The 16226-nt window shown below is 65.9% G+C and carries 5 protein-coding genes; 2 read left to right on the top strand and 3 right to left on the bottom strand.

The features are described from left to right. The first annotated feature begins 429 nt into the window (after positions 1-429). Together JCM7686_RS20050 and JCM7686_RS20045 are read left to right on the top strand one after the other, a co-directional pair. Positions 430-8094 (top strand): OmpA family protein, encoded by a 7665-nt coding sequence (locus JCM7686_RS20050; protein ID WP_020952543.1) that lies wholly within the window; start codon positions 430-432, stop codon positions 8092-8094. Position 8095: 1 nt separating this feature from the next. Further along, positions 8096-11440 (top strand): hypothetical protein, encoded by a 3345-nt coding sequence (locus tag JCM7686_RS20045; RefSeq protein ID WP_020952542.1) that lies wholly within the window; start codon positions 8096-8098, stop codon positions 11438-11440. Positions 11441-13487: 2047 nt separating this feature from the next. Here the strand turns inward: JCM7686_RS20045 and JCM7686_RS20035 are convergent. From JCM7686_RS20035 to tauA, 3 genes are read right to left on the bottom strand one after another with little or no spacing between them, the layout of a single operon-like run. After that, positions 13488-14312 (bottom strand): ABC transporter permease subunit, encoded by an 825-nt coding sequence (locus JCM7686_RS20035; protein ID WP_020952541.1) that lies wholly within the window; start codon positions 14310-14312, stop codon positions 13488-13490. After that, the gene (locus tag JCM7686_RS20030; RefSeq protein WP_020952540.1) at positions 14312-15091 is read right to left on the bottom strand and encodes a taurine ABC transporter ATP-binding protein; all 780 of its coding nucleotides are present in this window, start codon (positions 15089-15091) and stop codon (positions 14312-14314) included. The genes JCM7686_RS20035 and JCM7686_RS20030 overlap by 1 nt, the downstream gene beginning before the upstream one ends. Before the next feature lie 46 nt (positions 15092-15137). Next, positions 15138-16133 carry a taurine ABC transporter substrate-binding protein gene (tauA, locus tag JCM7686_RS20025; RefSeq protein WP_020952539.1) on the bottom strand — a complete coding sequence of 332 codons (996 nt, stop codon included), beginning with the start codon at positions 16131-16133 and terminating at the stop codon, positions 15138-15140. Positions 16134-16226: the final 93 nt, after the last annotated feature.

The following is a 16226-nucleotide window of genomic DNA, read 5'->3' as shown; positions in this document are numbered from 1 at the left end:
CGGGGAGTTGGTAGGGCGCAATCCGGTTGGAGCGGTTGATCTGCACAGATGACTTTTGAAAACAAAGAGATATCTGTGCGGGTCGCCTTGTGGCACGAAGGTGGCTCGGTCGTTCCGACACGCCCTCTCGTCAAGCCGCGATGATCTGCGGGCGGACGCGGGGCAGTTCTGAACCAAGGCCGCACGTCCCGCCGGGTTTCCCGAAAAATACCGACAATCTGAGCGGGTTTGAACGGTCACGATTTCGCGCGAGGCGAATCAAAGATCTGTGATAGGATGAAGGGCATCTTCACTCAGAACTCCCTGAACACGCCTGCCTTGTTCTCATCGGCTGTGAGTGCTGCCATGCCTATTCCGGATGATACTTCGCTGGACAAGATTTTCGGCGCGCTGTTGCCGGGAGTTTTTCGGAATATTGTCAATGGGTTGATGACGAAGGATGTTGTCTCGACGCCCTTCGGGACTGCGCCCGGACCTCACGGAACCCAGCATGTGGGCGTGCTGAAATCCGCGACCGACAAGCCGATGGATCTTGGTTTTGGCGAGCTTGATCTGCCGGGCGTGACCTCGGGCATTCCCTTCCGGCTGGCGGAATTCGACACGCCGCCCGGGAAATGGCACCTCGATCTCGTGGTTGATGGGCTGCAACTCAAGCTCAAGGATTTGCAAGGCGCGGATCTGGTCAAGGAGCAGGGCACGACGCCACGCCGTCTCATCCGCAAGGTCAAGGATACGGCGGTGGTGATCTCGGGCGAGGCGGTGATCCGCTTTGCCAAAGCCTCGGATGCCGATCCGGTCGTGCTGATGTTTGTCGACAACCCCTCGGCGCAGGATCCGCTGGCCAAGACCGGAGCCGTGGTTAATCTGCGCTGCAACCCGCCGAGCTTCTTCTTCGGCAGCTCGCAATTCGCGATGACGCTGAACCAGCTGATTTTCGACTTTTCGGACAGCTATTCGCCGCAATTCATCACCAATCTCGGCCATGGCGGCGAATGGATCGGCTTTGCTCTGGCGGAGGGCACCTTTTACGCGCCGCCGAATGCGCTGGGTCAGGGCGGATTTTCGGGCGGGGTGCGCAATCTCTTGATCGGCTCGCCGCGCGGGCTTCAGGGCGAATTCGAGGTGCAATGGGGCCGCGCGGCGCTCGATCCCGCGACCTTCCGCTTCACCCAAGACGGGATGAGCGCGATTGGCGCGACCGGCAGCGGCAACACGCGGCTGGTCGCGATCACGGCGGGCCAAGAGGAGGCGGTTCAGATCGCCGTCGGTTTGCAAAACCCGGCCCCGCCCGAGGGCGGCGCGGTTTCGGATTGGCAGGTTACCTGGCGCTGGCCCGATGGCAGCGAGACCACCGGCGACACGGCCACGGGCCGCGTGCGTCATGGCCAGATCCTGCGCGCAACGCCAGAGGAGCATCTCGCGGGCCGCCCGGTTCTGCTCCATCCCGAAATCAGCTTCCGGTTTGTGGCCTCGGGCGAGGTGCCGCTGATCGACATCACCACCGGCGCGGGGACGCTGCCCGATGCGATCCATGTGGCGGGCGGGGCCGGTGATCTGGCCGCGCTGACCTTTACCGCGCGCTCCAGCGCCCCGGCGCCCGGCAATTTCGTCTGGAAACTCGGAGAGACGGGCGCGGATCACCCGGGCGCGAGCCTGACGCTCGCCACCGCTGATCTCGCGGGCGACACCAGTTTGACGTTGAGGGAAACTGGCGCGAACGGGCGCGAGCGCGTCTCGCGCATCCGCTTGCAGGTCGCCGAGGGTAAGCCGCTTTTGATCGGCACGCGTCAGGGCGTGGTCGCGGCGAGCGCGCCCGGCGTCGCGCTGGATCCGGCGGCGGTCGAGGGCACTTTCGATCTCGTCGATTTCCGCGCCCGCGCCGCTTATCGCCCGCTGAGCGACACGGCCAAGCTCGACGCGAGCATTGCCGCCAAGGTCGATGTGCCCGATGGGGCGCTGGCGCTCGTCACCTTGTCCGATGGCGGCGCGTCTGCGACGGCGGAATATGACCGTCATGTCCAGATCGTCTTTGAATATGCCAATGGCACGCCGCTTGGCTGGGGCGGTTTGCGCCCGGCGGCGGTCGCGTCAGCCGGCAGTCCCGCCGATTTGCAGCGCCAGCTTCTGGCTTGGGCCGCGAATTATCCCGGCGCGAATTTCCTCGTCATCGGGCGCTGCGACGACATCGGAAGTGACAGCTATAACAAGACCTTGGCCCAGACCCGGCGCGACACCGGCTTGCGCTTTCTGACCACCCCTGCCCCGGGCAGCAGCCCTAGCGCGCTTGCCCAAAACCGCGTCAAGGCATGGGGCGAGCAGGATGCGGCGCTTGATGACCCCGGCACCACGCCGCTCACCCCGGCAGAGCGTGCCGCGCAGCGCCTGATCACCGCTTCCGTCGGCGGTCAGCCTTTGGTCGATCGCAGCAATTGGCCGACCGCGCCCAATGCGACGCCGCCTGTGCGCGACACCAGCCACCCGGCCGAGGCGGTGCGCGCCAGCTATCGCCGCGTTGACATCTACGCGGTCGGCGGCACCCCGGTGGAGGCCGCGATCCGCCAGCAACTCAGCCCGGCCCGCGCGCCCGAGCTGCGCCGGATGCTCGTGCCCGGCGCCAATGCCGCGCCGGTGCCCGCCGAGGCTTCGACGCCCGCGATGGATTACCGCGTCAAGCTGCTGGTCGCCTGGGACAAGCCGACGGGCGAGGGGTTCAAGGATCTCATCCCCTCGAAGGCCGAGTTCGAATTCGCCTGGAGCCCGGACAAAAACCCCCTGCCCGATCTTGGCGGCCAGCCCGTGCCGATGGGGCGCGAGGTCTATACGATTTACGGAAGCTGGGCGCATGACGACAAGACCGGCTTCACGCGCTCGCTTGTGGGGATGCGCTCGGATGGCGATCCCGAGGGGCTGGTCAAGGTCGATCAGCCCAATCTCGTCGCGACCTTTGCGCTGGGGCCGGTGCTGCTCTCGGGGGTGAATTCCACCAGCGGCACGGTCGAGAAAGCCGCGCGGATCTCTGCCATGGCGGCGGGGCTTGGGGTGGCTTCGGTGATTGTCGCGCCGGGCTCGAAAGCCATTCTCAAAAAGCTTGAGGCGATGGCCGAGATCGGCAATCTTTCCGCGCCCGGCGACGGCTACAAGATCGCGCTGCGCAGCGATTACACGACCGTGCTGCATGTCGATACCAAGGCGCTTGGCCTCAAGACCGATCCCGACCATCCCGTTGTTTTCAGGTACAAAAACGTCGGCGTGAAGTTCGATCAGGCGAAAAGCAACTGGTGGGACAAGCTGGGCATCGAATATCCGACCGATGCGATGGAGATCGAGGATCCCGGCAAATGGAAGATCGACGGGGTCTTGGGCAAGCTCTTGCGCGCGGTCGAAACCGCGCTCGGCAAGGGCTCGCTCTGGGTCGAGACCCGCTTTGCCTTTGCTTTGACCATCGGCGTCGTCGAGATTTCCGAGGCCGCGATCCGCGTGACCTTCGACGGCGCCAACCCGATCCCGACTTTCTCGCTGCGCGGGCTGGTGGCCAAGATCGACATCCCGAAAACCGTCAAGGGCGAGGGGCGGCTGCGCATCGAGGATCCGGGCGGGATGATCAAGGCCGGGATTGATCTCGAAATCATCCCGATCAAGCTCTCAGCCTCGGCGGCCTTTGCCATGGCGCAAATGCCCGGCCCGCCGCCCTTCACCTTCATCAACCTCTTCGCCAAGGTCCAATTCCCGGTCGGCATTCCGCTGGGAAGCACCGGCTGCGCCATCCATGGCTTCATCGGCCAGACCGTCATCAACGGCACCCGCGCGCTGCCGGGCGAGACCGATATCGTCAAGCGCGAGATCGGCTGGTGGATGAAAAAGCCTGAGGACAAATACACGCCGCAAAAGGACCAGCATGCGCTCGGGATCGGCGCGGTCGTGGGCACTTTGCCCGATGCTTCGTTCTGCATGTCGGCGCAGGGCATGATTGTCGTGGCCTTCCCCGACCCCGAGGTTATTTTCGGCGTCGAGGTCAAGCTCTTGAAAATGCCGGATAAAGGCGCGAAGGAAAAGGGCGGAGACCAGAATGCGACGATCATCGGGCTGATCGTGATCGACGACAGCGCCGTGACCATGGCGGTCGCCGCGCGCTATGAAATCCCGAAAGTGCTGAAGGTCACCGCGCCGATTGCGGCCTATTTTCCCTATTCCGGGCGCGGGATTTACGTCCGCATCGGCTCGGACGGGCAGGCCGGACGCGCGGGCGAGCCGGTGACGCTGACGCTTCTGCCCGAGACGCTGAATCTGCGCGCCTTTTCCTATCTGATGATCGAGCAGGACGGCCTGCCGAACCTTGGCGGGCGGCCCGATTTCTCGTTCCAGGGCTTCTCGGTCGGCTTTGGCGCAGGCGCCGAGCTTGGCTGGAGCGCCGGGCCGATCAAGCTTTCAGCCTCGGTCCTGCTGCTTGCGGGCTTTGGCACCGATCCTTTGCTCATCAAGGCCGGGCTTTTTGTCAAGGGCGAGCTCGATCTCGTCGTGATCTCGATCGAGGCGCGCGGCCAGATCATCCTGACCTATCAAAACGAGCAAATCTCGCTCGACGGAGAGTTCTGCGGCAAGGTCGATCTCTTCTTCTTCTCGATCGAGGGCTGCGTCAAACTCCGCATCGGCTCGGTCCCGGCAATCAGCCCGCCCGCCCCGCCCCCGCCGGTCGCCTCTGTGGTGCTGACCGACCGCGCGGCGCGCATCATGGGCGAGGCCGCGCCCGAGGGCACCGGCCTGCAAGCGCGCGCGATTTTCGAGATGACCGAGGTTAACGGCAAGCTGCAAAACACCGGCGCCGCGCCGCGCGACAACAACACCGTCTGGCCCGATACCGCGCCGGTCATCAACTTTGCCCATGCGGTGGTCAATGCCGCGCCTAGGGCGCAATTCGACTTTGCGGGCCAGCCCTCGGGCGAGCCGTGGTTTGGCTCGAACCGGCTGCAATATCGCTATCGGCTCGACGATGTGCGGCTGGTCCGGGTCTCGAATGGCGCGCCGGTCAGCGGGGCGAAAAAGCTCCTCTCCGCTTGGATCACCTCGCCCGCGCGCCAGCCGACCGGCGGCGACAGCGCGGCCTCGGGGGCCGAGGTGCAAAGCCTCAAACTGCTCGACTGGGTGCCGTGGGATTGGGCGCTGCCGATGTCGGATGGCGGTGCGAGCCAGCCCGGCGATCCCGCCGAAACCGTCGCCAATCTCTGCACCCCGGTGCCCGCGCCCGCGCGGTCCTGTCTCTTTGGCGAAACCGCCCGCGACGGCGGTGTGAATCGCATCCGGCTTTTGCACGAAACCCCGCCGCCCGGCCCCTATCCCAGCTGGTTCACCCTGACCGGCCGCCCCGCGATTTTCCGCGCAACCGGCCTTGTCGAGACCGCCGCGCTCTCCGCCATGGTCGCGGCGAGCGGCGGCATGGTGCTTGCGGGCGATGTCACCGATCTGCCCCAGCCGGTGGCGGGGCCGACTGGCCCGCTCACCCGCGGCTATCGCCTGCCCGCGGCGCAGCTTGCGAGCGCCTCGGGCATGACCCAGACCGCCCTGCCCTGGATCGCCGATTTCGACCGCAGGGTCCGGCGTGGGCGGCTTTTGCTGCTGATCTGCGACGGGCGCTACGCTTTGCCGTCGAACGAGCCGAAAAGCTGCGTGAGCTTCGACGGGCTGAAGATCGGCGGCGATTATACTGCGCTCGATCTGCCGGGCTACCGGCTCGAGGCGATCGAGCCGAGCCGTCCCTTCACCGTCAGCGATGATGTCGATCTGTCGCAGGCAAGCCCGATCGCGGGCGCGGACCGCCGCCCCGATCTGCTGATCCGGATGCCCGGTCTCGTGATCCTGCCCAGCACCGGCGCGACGGTGATCGAGCTCTCGCTTTTCCGGCGCGAGGCCGCAGGCACGATGATCGAATGGAGCGACCAGAGCGGCAAAAGCTACAGTTTTCTCGAGCCCGGCCAAGGGGTTGGCAGCGTGACCGTCCGGCTCGAGGCCGAGGCGCCGATCGAGAAAATCGCAATCCTGCCCCGCGCCAAGCTGATCTGGCTTTATCGCATCTGCGCCTTGGGCAGCGATCAGCTCGAATGTTTCAGCTTCGCCAAAGCCAACCCGCGCGAGGTCGCTGCGGGCCGCTTCAGCTATGGCGGGGCGAGCTTCACCGCGCTTGATCCGCAATTTGGCCTGCGCCTGAGCGATTGGGTCGATCAAGGCGCGGTGCCGCCCAAACGCGGCGCCGATGGCACGCCAGAGCTGCAATTTCCCGGCAAGGGCCTCGAAATCATCCCCGATCAGCCTTGGGGCGCGGTCAGCCTTGGCATTTTCAGCGGCGGCGGTCCGGTGACGCTTTCGGCGTTCGACGCGCGCGGCAATCTGATCGCGCAGGCGCAAGAGGCGGCGAAAGACCCGGTCGAGGTCCATCTGTCGGGCGCGGGCATGGCGCGGCTGATCCTGACCGGCGGCTCGAATGAGGCGGTGCTGTGGCGGGTCTGTCATGGCAGCGCCAGCGGGCCAAAGCGCAACGACACCGCCCCCGATCCGCGCCGCGCGCCCACCGATACGCCGACCGGCGCGCCCGAGGTGCAAAGCCGCGTCGAGGGCGCGCCGGTGGCCTGGGCCGCCAGCGAGATCGCGCGCTTCACCGGCCCCGATGGCCGCCTCTGCCGGGTCATGGCCTATGACCAGCCCACCAGCCTGCCCGATACCTCGGGTCTCGAGATCCTGACCCCGCAAGGCAGCCGCGTCACGCTTTTGGCGCTGTGCGGCATCGATAGCCGCGCCGAGGAGGCTCGCGCGCAGGATCAGGCCGCCCGCGATGCGCTCAAGGCCACGACCGGCGCGGCAGCGGCCCCGGAAAGTCCGCCGAGCCTGCGCGAGATTCTGCTTGATCCCGGGCTTGATTACCGCATCGAGATCGACTGGTCGTGGCAGGCGTGGCTCTCGAATGAGGCGGGGACGAATACGCCCTATGACAGCCCGCCGACCCTGCCTTGGACCACGGGCGGCACCCAGAAATTCAGCTTCCGCGCCGCGCGCGAAGAGCTGCCCTCGGCGGCGCCCGATGATGGGCTGAACGAATACCGTTTCGATCCGCGCGACATTGCGCGTTACCTCGACCGGACAGAGCCCGCCGACGGGCGCGATGTCGTTTTCACTGAAGATCCGCTGTGGGTCCATTTCACCGCCGGTCATGTCGAGGCTTTGCTGGACCGCTATAACCGCAAGCTCGCGCTGGAACTCAAGCGCACCGATCCGCCGCCGCAGCCCAGTCCCGCCGCCTTGATCGCAGCGATGAAAGTCAAGCAGATCAAGATCTTGAAGGCAAAGGCGCCAAGCGATCTGCAACGTCCGGCGGAAGCGCGCATCAATGCTGCCGTGGCCGCCGCGCCCTGTCTGCCGGATGGCCCGGCGCTTGGCGGGCTCTCGCTTGGCGGCACGTTCAAACTGGAACGCAATGCGATGTATGACTTCAACCTGATCGCGCCCAAAAAGACCCCCGCCGGTCAAAGCCCGGTGCAGGTCCATGCGACGCGCTTCAAGACCTCGCGCTATGCCAACCCGCGCGAGATGATGGCGGCGCTTGGCTTCCCGACGACCACGCTTTGGCCGATTTCGCCCGCCGAGATCATCCTTGCCGATACGATGGTGCTGCCCTCGGGCGCGCTCTCGGTCTCGGATCTCGACATGGGCGCGGCGCTGGCGGCGATTGGCGCGGACACCTTGCCATTGCCCGGCGAGACCGGCCGCACGATTGCGCTGTGGAAGCGCGTGGGCACAAGCTTCCGCGTCGCGGGCGTGCTGATCGACGCGCCCGAGCCGTTGCGCCGCGTCACCGGCGTCTTGAAAAACCAGCAGGTCACCGAGATGCTGCGCTGCGATCCCGAAAAGCTGACGCTTGGCACGGCCTCGTTCCTGCCGGTGCGGGCGACGCTCAATTGGACGCGGGTGCTTTTCGTGCCCCCTGCCCCGGTTTTGCCTGCCGCCACTGCCGAGCTGAAATTCCGCCTGAAAGTCGCGCCAAGCGGCACGCTGATCGGCAGGCGGATGATGGCCGCGCGGCCGGTCATCTTCGAGACGGAGGGTTTTTGACATGGTCAGCCTCGTATCCCCTGCCCTCCTGAACCTCGCGGGCCTGCCCGCTTTGCCGCTCGAGCCGCATGTCCAAAGCGGCAATCATCTGCGCATCTCGCACCACCCGCTTCTGGGCCTGCCGGTCGCGCCGTTCATCTTGCAGCGGCTGACGCTTGGCGGGCGCGGTCCGGTGGTGGCGGGGCCTGCCGCGAGCCCGGCGGCCCTGCTGCGGCGCGACGCGGTCTTTCGCAACCGCGCCGGTCAGGTCCTCAGCCTGCCGATCACGCTGAGCAAGGGCGAGGAGATCCGCGCGACGATGGCGCAAAGCGGTGAGGCGACCTGTATCTGGGTCGGCATGGTCGCCGCCGAGGCGCCGGTCGTCGTGCGGCCGGGGTTGAATCTGGCTGGCGTGAACTTGGGCGGCTCGATCGTGACCGGCCCGCGCATCACCGACACAATCGCGAAACTCGACCCAGTCAAATTGCGCGATCTCTTTGATAACAGGGCAAATTCGCTCAAGGATCTGCTGCCGCGTAAGACCGCGCTGCGGATGCAGGCCTATGGCTCAGCGATGGCGGGCGCGCCTGCGCTGCTGGCCGAGCGCCGCGCCGCGCCTTATCTGATCGCCGCCCCGGCGATTGCCGAAGTGGTCATCACCGGCACCGGCGTCATCACCGATTTCGCTTGGCTCGCGGCGCAGGATCTCAATGCGGGGGCTTGGGAGAGCATTGCCGTTCTGAACCTGCCGCGCAAACCGGGGCTGCGCTATCTCTCGGTCAGCGATGCCCGCGACCGCGCCGAGGCGGCCTTGCGCGCGCAGGCCCCGAAGCTCTCGCCCCTTCAGGAAACCAGCGGCGCGACCCCGCCCGCCGCCGCCCCCGCCTTTTCGCCCGCGCTTGAAAGCGACCGGGTCCATGACCTTGCTTGGCCGCTCGACGGCGATCTCGACGCGCTGATCGACAGCGCGACCCCGCCCCTGCTCGCGGTCGAGACGCTCGCGCTCACCGATGCCGCGGGCCAGCCTTTGGCGCAAGGGCCGGGCGAGCAAAGCGAGGTCTCGATCTCGCATCTCGCGCGGGTCTTGCAGGGCAGCCTTGATCCCGGCGTGGCGGCATGGCTGGGCTATAAGGGCTATGACAAGGATTACGGCCAGAACGAGGGGATGACGCTTTATCGTGTCTTGGGCTTTTTCCGTAATCCGCTGGCGATTGGTGCGCGCCCCGAGCAGCTTCTGACCCTGCCGCTCGCCCAGATCCCCGCCGCTGACCGCAGCCTTGGCGATGGCGAGGTGGCGAAACTTGTCACGACCTTCGCCGCGCCGGTCCTGCGCCCCGAGGGGCGGCAGATCGAGGGCGCGCTTGAGGCGGCGAGCGATTACATCGCCATTGCGGCGATTGCGGCGGTGGATCGCAGCGCGCCGCCCGCGCCCCCTGCCCCGCCGGTGATGCTCGCGCCCGAACATGTCTCGTGGCTGCCCGAAGTGCCGCCGATCGCGCGGCGCGAGGTTGAATGTCCGGTGAAAGGCGTGCTGACCGGCGCGACGCTCGCCGCCGAGCGTGAACAGCCCCCGGGCAGTTTCAACCCGATCAACCGCAAGACCGCTGGCGGCTGGCATCTGCCGCTGACTTTGGGGCTCAATGGCGGCAACAGCGGCGCGCTTCTCGCCGATCAGGACGGGCGTCAGGGCTTTGTCGCCGACCGTTTGGCCGGGCCGGAGGCCGCGCGCTATCACATCGCGCAGCAGGACCGTTTCGGGCGCTGGTCGGGCTTTGCCGCGCAGGATGCGGCGGCCGGTCCGCGTCCCAAACCCCCGCGTCCGGTGCTGCAGGGCAATTACCTCCAGCCCGCGCCCGCCGACGCCGGGATCACCGGCGGCACGCTCAAGCTGCGCGTGCCGATGCCAGAGGCCGATGCGCTCGCGCCCGGATCCTATCCGCTCTCGCATCTGCGCTTCAGCTTCGCCCATGAGGGCGTGGCCCCGCCAAGTGGCAGCGTGGCTTTGCCCGACCAGACCGCGCCGGTCTCTGCCGCCGTGGCAATCGACAGCCCGCCCGCCGGGACGGCGCCGCGCCGGGCGGTGCCGCTGGTCCTGACCGGCCCGGTGCTCCAGCCGACCGAGCAGCGCCGGATGATCGTCACTGCGGTCTGGGTCGACAGCTTCGGGCAGATCTCGGCCCCGTCCGAGCCCTTGCGGCTGATGATGACCGACCCCCGCCCGCCCGCGCAGCTCTCGATCCCGGATGTGCTGCTTTACTCCGCCCGCCCCGATGCAACCGGGCTTGCCTATGTCGAGCGGCGCTGGCCGGTCCCCGCCAATCCGCCGAGCTATGCGGTCTATTACACCGACGAGATCCGGCTGCTGAGCTGGCTGACCGAAAGCGGCCGCGCCCCCGAGGCCCAAGCGATTGCCGCCACCGCCGACCGCGCCGCGCGCGCGGGCAAGCTGCGCGCGATCCAGCAAGATTTCCCCGACCACCTCTTCGAGCGGCTCGCCGATGCGGTCGAGCCGGTCGGCACGGGCGAGCGGCGCTTTCGCCATGCGCTCTCGGGTTCGACCCGCGTGCTCAACGGCTATAAGATCGCGGTCGAGGCCCCGATCAGCGGCGCGCGCCCCGATCTCGCAGCACTCGATACCGTCTTTTACGGCGTGCCGAATTCCGACCCGCCACCGCGCCCGATGGTCGATCTGCGCATGGTCGCGCCCCTGCCCGGCGAGCCCGCCCTTGTGGCCGAGGTCACGGTCAGCGTCATGCCGGGCGTGACCCCGGCCCGGACCGCGCGGATCTATCGCACCCGCGGTGGTCCGACCGATCCGCTCTCTGCGCCGGTCGTCGGGACGATTGCTCTGCCCGCGCCCGATCCGGTCACCGGCCGTCAGGTCGCGAGCTTCCGCGACATCGGCACGGCCGAGATCGCGCCCACCGCGCGGCTGACCCCCTATGCGCGCTATCAATGGTTCGCCGATGTGCAAGGCGCGCCCGAATCCGGCTCGGCGGTGCCCGGCCTCTGGAGCCAGCCCTCCGATCCGAAAAGCCTCGCCACCGTCCCGGCCCTGCTGCCGCAAGCCCCGAGCCTGACCTGCAGCGGGACCCCGGCGGCGGGCGGCTATCGCGCGCTTGCGGTCCATGTCACCCACCCGCTCGGCCCCGCCCCGACCATGCTCGGCTATTGGCGCTATGACCTCGCGCGCGCCGAGCCCGGCGCGGCTTGGGTCGCGCTTGCCTCGGGCGAGGTGCAGACCCTGCCCCTGGCCATCACCGATCCCGAGCCCACCGGCCTGACGCTTCTCGGCTCACGGCTGCGCCTGACCCTGACCGACCCAATCGGGCGCCCGCTGCCTGCGGTCGAGCTGGTCGTGACCTGAGGGAGCGGTGGTTTTCGGGGCGGAGCTGGGTGGTTTGAGGGGCGTGTTTTAGTTATATATAATAATAACAATGTGTTATCATGTTCATGTTCTTGGTTTAGGAGTGCATGCCCCCTCACCCACAGATGGTCTCACCTGTTGCGCTGTGACGAGGCAAACCGCGCACGCTTGGGGATCGGCATCGCGTTTGGGGGGCTCGGCGCCAAGGTCTGCCCCCTCCCCTCGCCGTCAAGAAATCTCTGCCGCGAGCGCCTCGCAGCCACATCATCAAGATCACGGAAATTTTGCCGGTGAAATTGGTTGGGTTCGAGCTTCACGCCATTCCTCAGCGCTGAACCGTTTTTGCGAATAGAGAGATCAGCCGTGAAACCGAATGGGCTGCTGAGTTCCGACCTGTGTCTGGTCCATTTGCGGAGTATGCCGCGCCGCGCCGCTCGACCAAGACTCATGTTTCGAGGGATTTGATCTGGGCGAACCCCCTCCGCGCGCCTGTCAGTATCATCGAGATAGCTTAGCTGGCGCGGTGGCATCCCATTCCGACGAGCGCGCGTCCCGCCACTCGAATGAATCTTATGGCACGAGGTGCCCAACATAGAACCCGACCTCCTGCCGGCCCGCGGCGACTCGCGCACAGGCCATGCTCGCGGCGTGGTCAGTCCTGCGGCGAGTGTGAGGACGGGTTGTTCCTACACAGTGAATCACTTCGCACCGAATCCGTCGTTTTCCGTCTTATCCCAGAGAGCCCGAAACCGCCGTGATCAGAAGCCCTCAAGGCGGCCCGAATACCGCGATGCCGGCCGCTCGATGGTTCCTCGTGGCCGCATCTTCAGGCCACCTTGTACATATGGGTTTTGAGTTAGTACCGGCGAGATCATCCTTCGCCAATGACCCGATCAGAGCCGCGCGACGAGCACATACCGCGCTTCCGTTTCGGATCTTCGGTCGGCGAGAGTTTCTTTAGCGGCGATGTCTCATTTCGTTGCCGCAGTGTTTTGATAGGTGGTTCTTCCTGAGGTGGTCGTTCCATCCGTTTTGGTATCGTGAATAGCGTTGGGTTCGCGGCAATCGGCGAGTGCTTCTGCAGCCTTTCGTTAAGTTGAACTCTCAGCCACCAGCGCGGGTGAGCGGAAAGGTCCGGCAGTTTGTCACGCGAGGGCACATAGCCAAATCTGTCGCGAGCCAGCCCGAGTTGACAGCTGTCAACCGAGCTCTCTTGCGGTGTCGGGCTGGCCGAACTTCGGGTCCTTCGTTTGCAAGTTGTGATGCCTTCGACAGTTGAACTCATGCTTTGTGCCGAGGCGGTTTTGCGAGTGCTGCCGCGGAGAGATTGCGCAGAGAGGGGGAGGCGCATTTGCGGTTGTCGGATTCCGTTCACCAGCCTCGTTGACAGCTGTCAACTCGTCGCCGACGAATGGGTTCTTTAGAGTTTTTTGGCTGGGTCACAGATTGTGCGGTCGCGTGTTGGATCTCAGGCTGAGCTATGGTGTATGCGGGAGCCGCTCGCCTTGGTTGGATTGCGAGGGATGGATGCGGGGCCAGGGTGACGGCATTTGGGTTCTCATGGGTGTGGACATAAATTTAATAAAATATGATTATATCAGTATATTAGTGGTAATTATCTTTTTTATAGCGACGCTTCAACACGAGTTGACAGCTGTCAACAGCGGCGATGAATCCCATAAGACCCGCAGAGCAAACCGCCGCGCGCAACAGGGAGTGAGCTCCAAATTCCCCAATCCCCAAAATATGCGCGTATCAGAATTCCACGAGCTTCTGGAACGGGCGTTCATACCAAAACCGTGACGCCTGTTTCTCCAGTAGGGCAGGGGAGCGCGGCGGCCTGCGAGGCTAACGCCGCCAAACCCACTGCCGGGTTCGAGAGCAGCGCACGCGGACAATCATGCCAATCCCCGCAACCCACAGCCAGCGCCGTTTCGCGACGGTCAAAAACGCGCATGTCATTTACGGAAAAACGTCGATCAACCGCAGCTCTGGCGCGGGATCTGGGGCAGGCGGCCGGGTGTTCTCTGACCGGCCGCCTGCGAGATTACTTGCCGACCCAGGGCAGGAAGCGGCGTTCGATCCAGCGCAGGATCAGCTCTGAGACTGTGGCGAGCGCCGAGATCACCAGGATGCCCGCGATCACCATATCGGTGACCAGAAACTGCGCCGCGGACTGGATCATATAGCCAAGGCCGCGCGTCGCCGCGACCAACTCGGCGGCGACCAGCGTCGTCCAGCCCGCGCCAAGGGCAATGCGGATGCCGGTGAGGATCGACGGCAGGGCGGCGGGCAGCATGACCTCGCGGATAATCTGCGCGCGGCTGGCGCCGAAGCTCTGGGCCGCGCGGATCTGGCTTTCACCCGCCGCGCGCACGCCCGAAACCGTCGAGATCACGATTGGCGCCAGCATGGCGATGGAGATCACCAGCACTTTCGAGGGCTCGCCAATGCCGCACCAGATGATGATCAGCGGCAGATAGGCGAGCGGGGGCAGGGGGCGGATGAACTCGATCAGCGGGTCGAGCAGGCCGCGCCCGATCCGCGAGGTTGCGATGATCAGCCCGGCGGGGATGGCGACCGCCATGGTGAGCACGAGCGCCGAGAGCACGCGGCCGAGGCTTGCCGCCATATGCTGCCACAGCGTCGCATTGGCGTAACCGCTGGTCGAGGCGGTCACCAGCGCGCGCCAGACCTTCGCGGGCGGCGGCAGGAAGACCGGCGAGACCCAGCCAAAGCGCGAGGCGAGCGCCCAGAGCGTCACCAGCGCGCCCGCCGAGCCGAGGCCCAGAAGCAGCCCCAGCGGCAGTTTGCGCGGCTGGCTGCGCGCGGGCTCGGTCAGTCTGTTGTCGTGAAGCGAGGTCTCTGTCATCACGCGGCCTCCTTGAAATAGATGGCGTCGTTCAGCCGCTCGCGGGCGGCGATGAAGCCGGGCTCGGATTTGAGCTGGCGGGCGTCCTCTCCGGCGAGGAAGCGGCGACCGAAATCGGCCTCTTCGACATAGACGATCCGTCCGGGATTGGGCGCCAGCACCACGACCCGGGTCGAGAGAAAGAGCGCCTCTTCGATGCTATGGGTGATCAGCATCGCGCCGGCATGGCTTGCCTGCCAAAGTTGCAGCAAGAGCCCGTGCATATGGTCGCGCGTCATGGCATCCAGTGCGCCAAGTGGTTCATCCATAAGGAGAAATTCAGGATCGGCGGCAAGCGCACGGGCAATGCCGACGCGCTGGCGCTGGCCGCCCGAAAGCTGCCAGATCCGCTTTTCGGCCTCGGACCCCAGCCCGACCGCCTCGAGCAAGGCGCGCGCGCGGGTGCGGCGGGCGGCGCGGGTTTGGCCCGCGAGCTTCAGCGGCAAGGCGACATTGTCCTCGACCCGCTTCCACGGATAAAGCGCGTCGTCTTGAAAGACCACGGCGCGCTCGCGCCCGGGGCCGGTGATCTCGCGCCCGTCGATCAGCGCGCGCCCGCCGCTGGGGCGCAAAAACCCCGCCGCGAGGTTCAGCAGCGAGGTCTTGCCCGAGCCCGAGCGGCCGATGATCGAGATGAACTCGCCGCGCGCGAGGTCGAGCGAAATGCGATGAAGCACCGGCGCGCGATCCGGTGCTTCATCATAGACCAATGAGACATTTTGGAGGCTGAGAAGCGACATGGCGATCCCCGTAAGCAAGGGCCGGGCAGGGCGCCCGGCCGTCAGGTCATTTCGCCGCGGTGACGCTTTTCTGCGCCTCGGCGGCATAGGCGGGGTTCACATAGGCGCTGTAATCGGCAAGCGCCTTGGCTGCGCCCTGCTGCTCCAGAAAGCCCGCGGTGGCCTTGATCGCCTTGGCGGTGTCGCCGCCGAGATAGGCCTCGCTGGTCTGGTCCTTCAGCCCGGCGAAGGTATAGCCCTTCAGAAGCGCGGGCACGTCGGCGGCGGGGGCGCCGGTCAGCTTGGCGATCTCTTTGGCCTCTTCGGACTCGGGCCCCCAAGCCTCGGGATGGGCGAGATAGGCGTCGGTCGCCTCGCCGGTCACCTTGACGAAAGCGGTGACGAGATCGGGATGGGCGGTAGCGAAATCCTTGCGCACAATCCAGGCGTCAAAGGTCGGCGCGCCCCATTTGGCGACATCGGCGCTGTCGGCCAGAACCGTGCCGCCGGTCGTCTTGATCTGGTTCAGCACCGGATCCCAAATATAGGCGCCGTCAATATCACCACGCTCCCAAGCGGCCGCGATTTCCTGCGGGCGCAGGTTCAAGAGATTGACCTCGGAGGGTTTGATGCCCCAATGCTCGAGCGCCGCGAGCAGCGAATAATGCGCAGTCGAGACGAAGGGCGTCGCGATCTTCTTGCCCTTGAGATCCTCGGGCTTGGAGACGCCCTTGACCGCAAGCGCCTCGGCATCGGCGATATTGCCGACGATATAGATCGTCTCGATCGGCAGCTCTTGCGAGGCCGCCGCGGTCAGGGGCGCCGAGCCGACATAGCCGATGTCGATCGAGCCCGAGGCAATCGCCGCGACCACATCGGCGCCGCCGCCAAAGAGGTTCCAGGTGACATTGGCGCCGGTCGCTTTCTCATAGGCGCCGCTGGCTTGGGCCACGCGCGAGGGTTCGACGATCTGTTGCCAGCCGATGCGCAGGTCTTCGGCAAAGGCAGGGACGGCTGCGGCAGCCGCGAAGGCAGAGGCAAGAAGCAGGGAACGCAAAGACATGATCGGCACCATTTGATGAGGGGCCCGGAGCGCCCGGGCGATATACACGATCAATCTAGGCGAGATTTATTTTCGCGCCATTCCGTAGTTTTG

The sequence above is a fragment of the Paracoccus aminophilus JCM 7686 genome (genome assembly GCF_000444995.1).
Classification (GTDB): Bacteria; Pseudomonadota; Alphaproteobacteria; order Rhodobacterales; family Rhodobacteraceae; genus Paracoccus; species Paracoccus aminophilus.
This window is presented reverse-complemented; position numbering and strand designations above follow the sequence as displayed.

Excerpts from the sequence above, each read along its gene's own strand:
- JCM7686_RS20050 (WP_020952543.1), top strand. The coding sequence starts at position 430 with ATGACGAAGGATGTTGTCTCGACGCCCTTCGGGACTGCGCCCGGACCT.
- JCM7686_RS20045 (WP_020952542.1), top strand. The coding sequence starts at position 8,096 with ATGGTCAGCCTCGTATCCCCTGCCCTCCTGAACCTCGCGGGCCTGCCC.
- JCM7686_RS20035 (WP_020952541.1), bottom strand. The coding sequence starts at position 14,312 with ATGACAGAGACCTCGCTTCACGACAACAGACTGACCGAGCCCGCGCGC.
- JCM7686_RS20030 (WP_020952540.1), bottom strand. The coding sequence starts at position 15,091 with ATGTCGCTTCTCAGCCTCCAAAATGTCTCATTGGTCTATGATGAAGCA.
- tauA (WP_020952539.1), bottom strand. The coding sequence starts at position 16,133 with ATGTCTTTGCGTTCCCTGCTTCTTGCCTCTGCCTTCGCGGCTGCCGCA.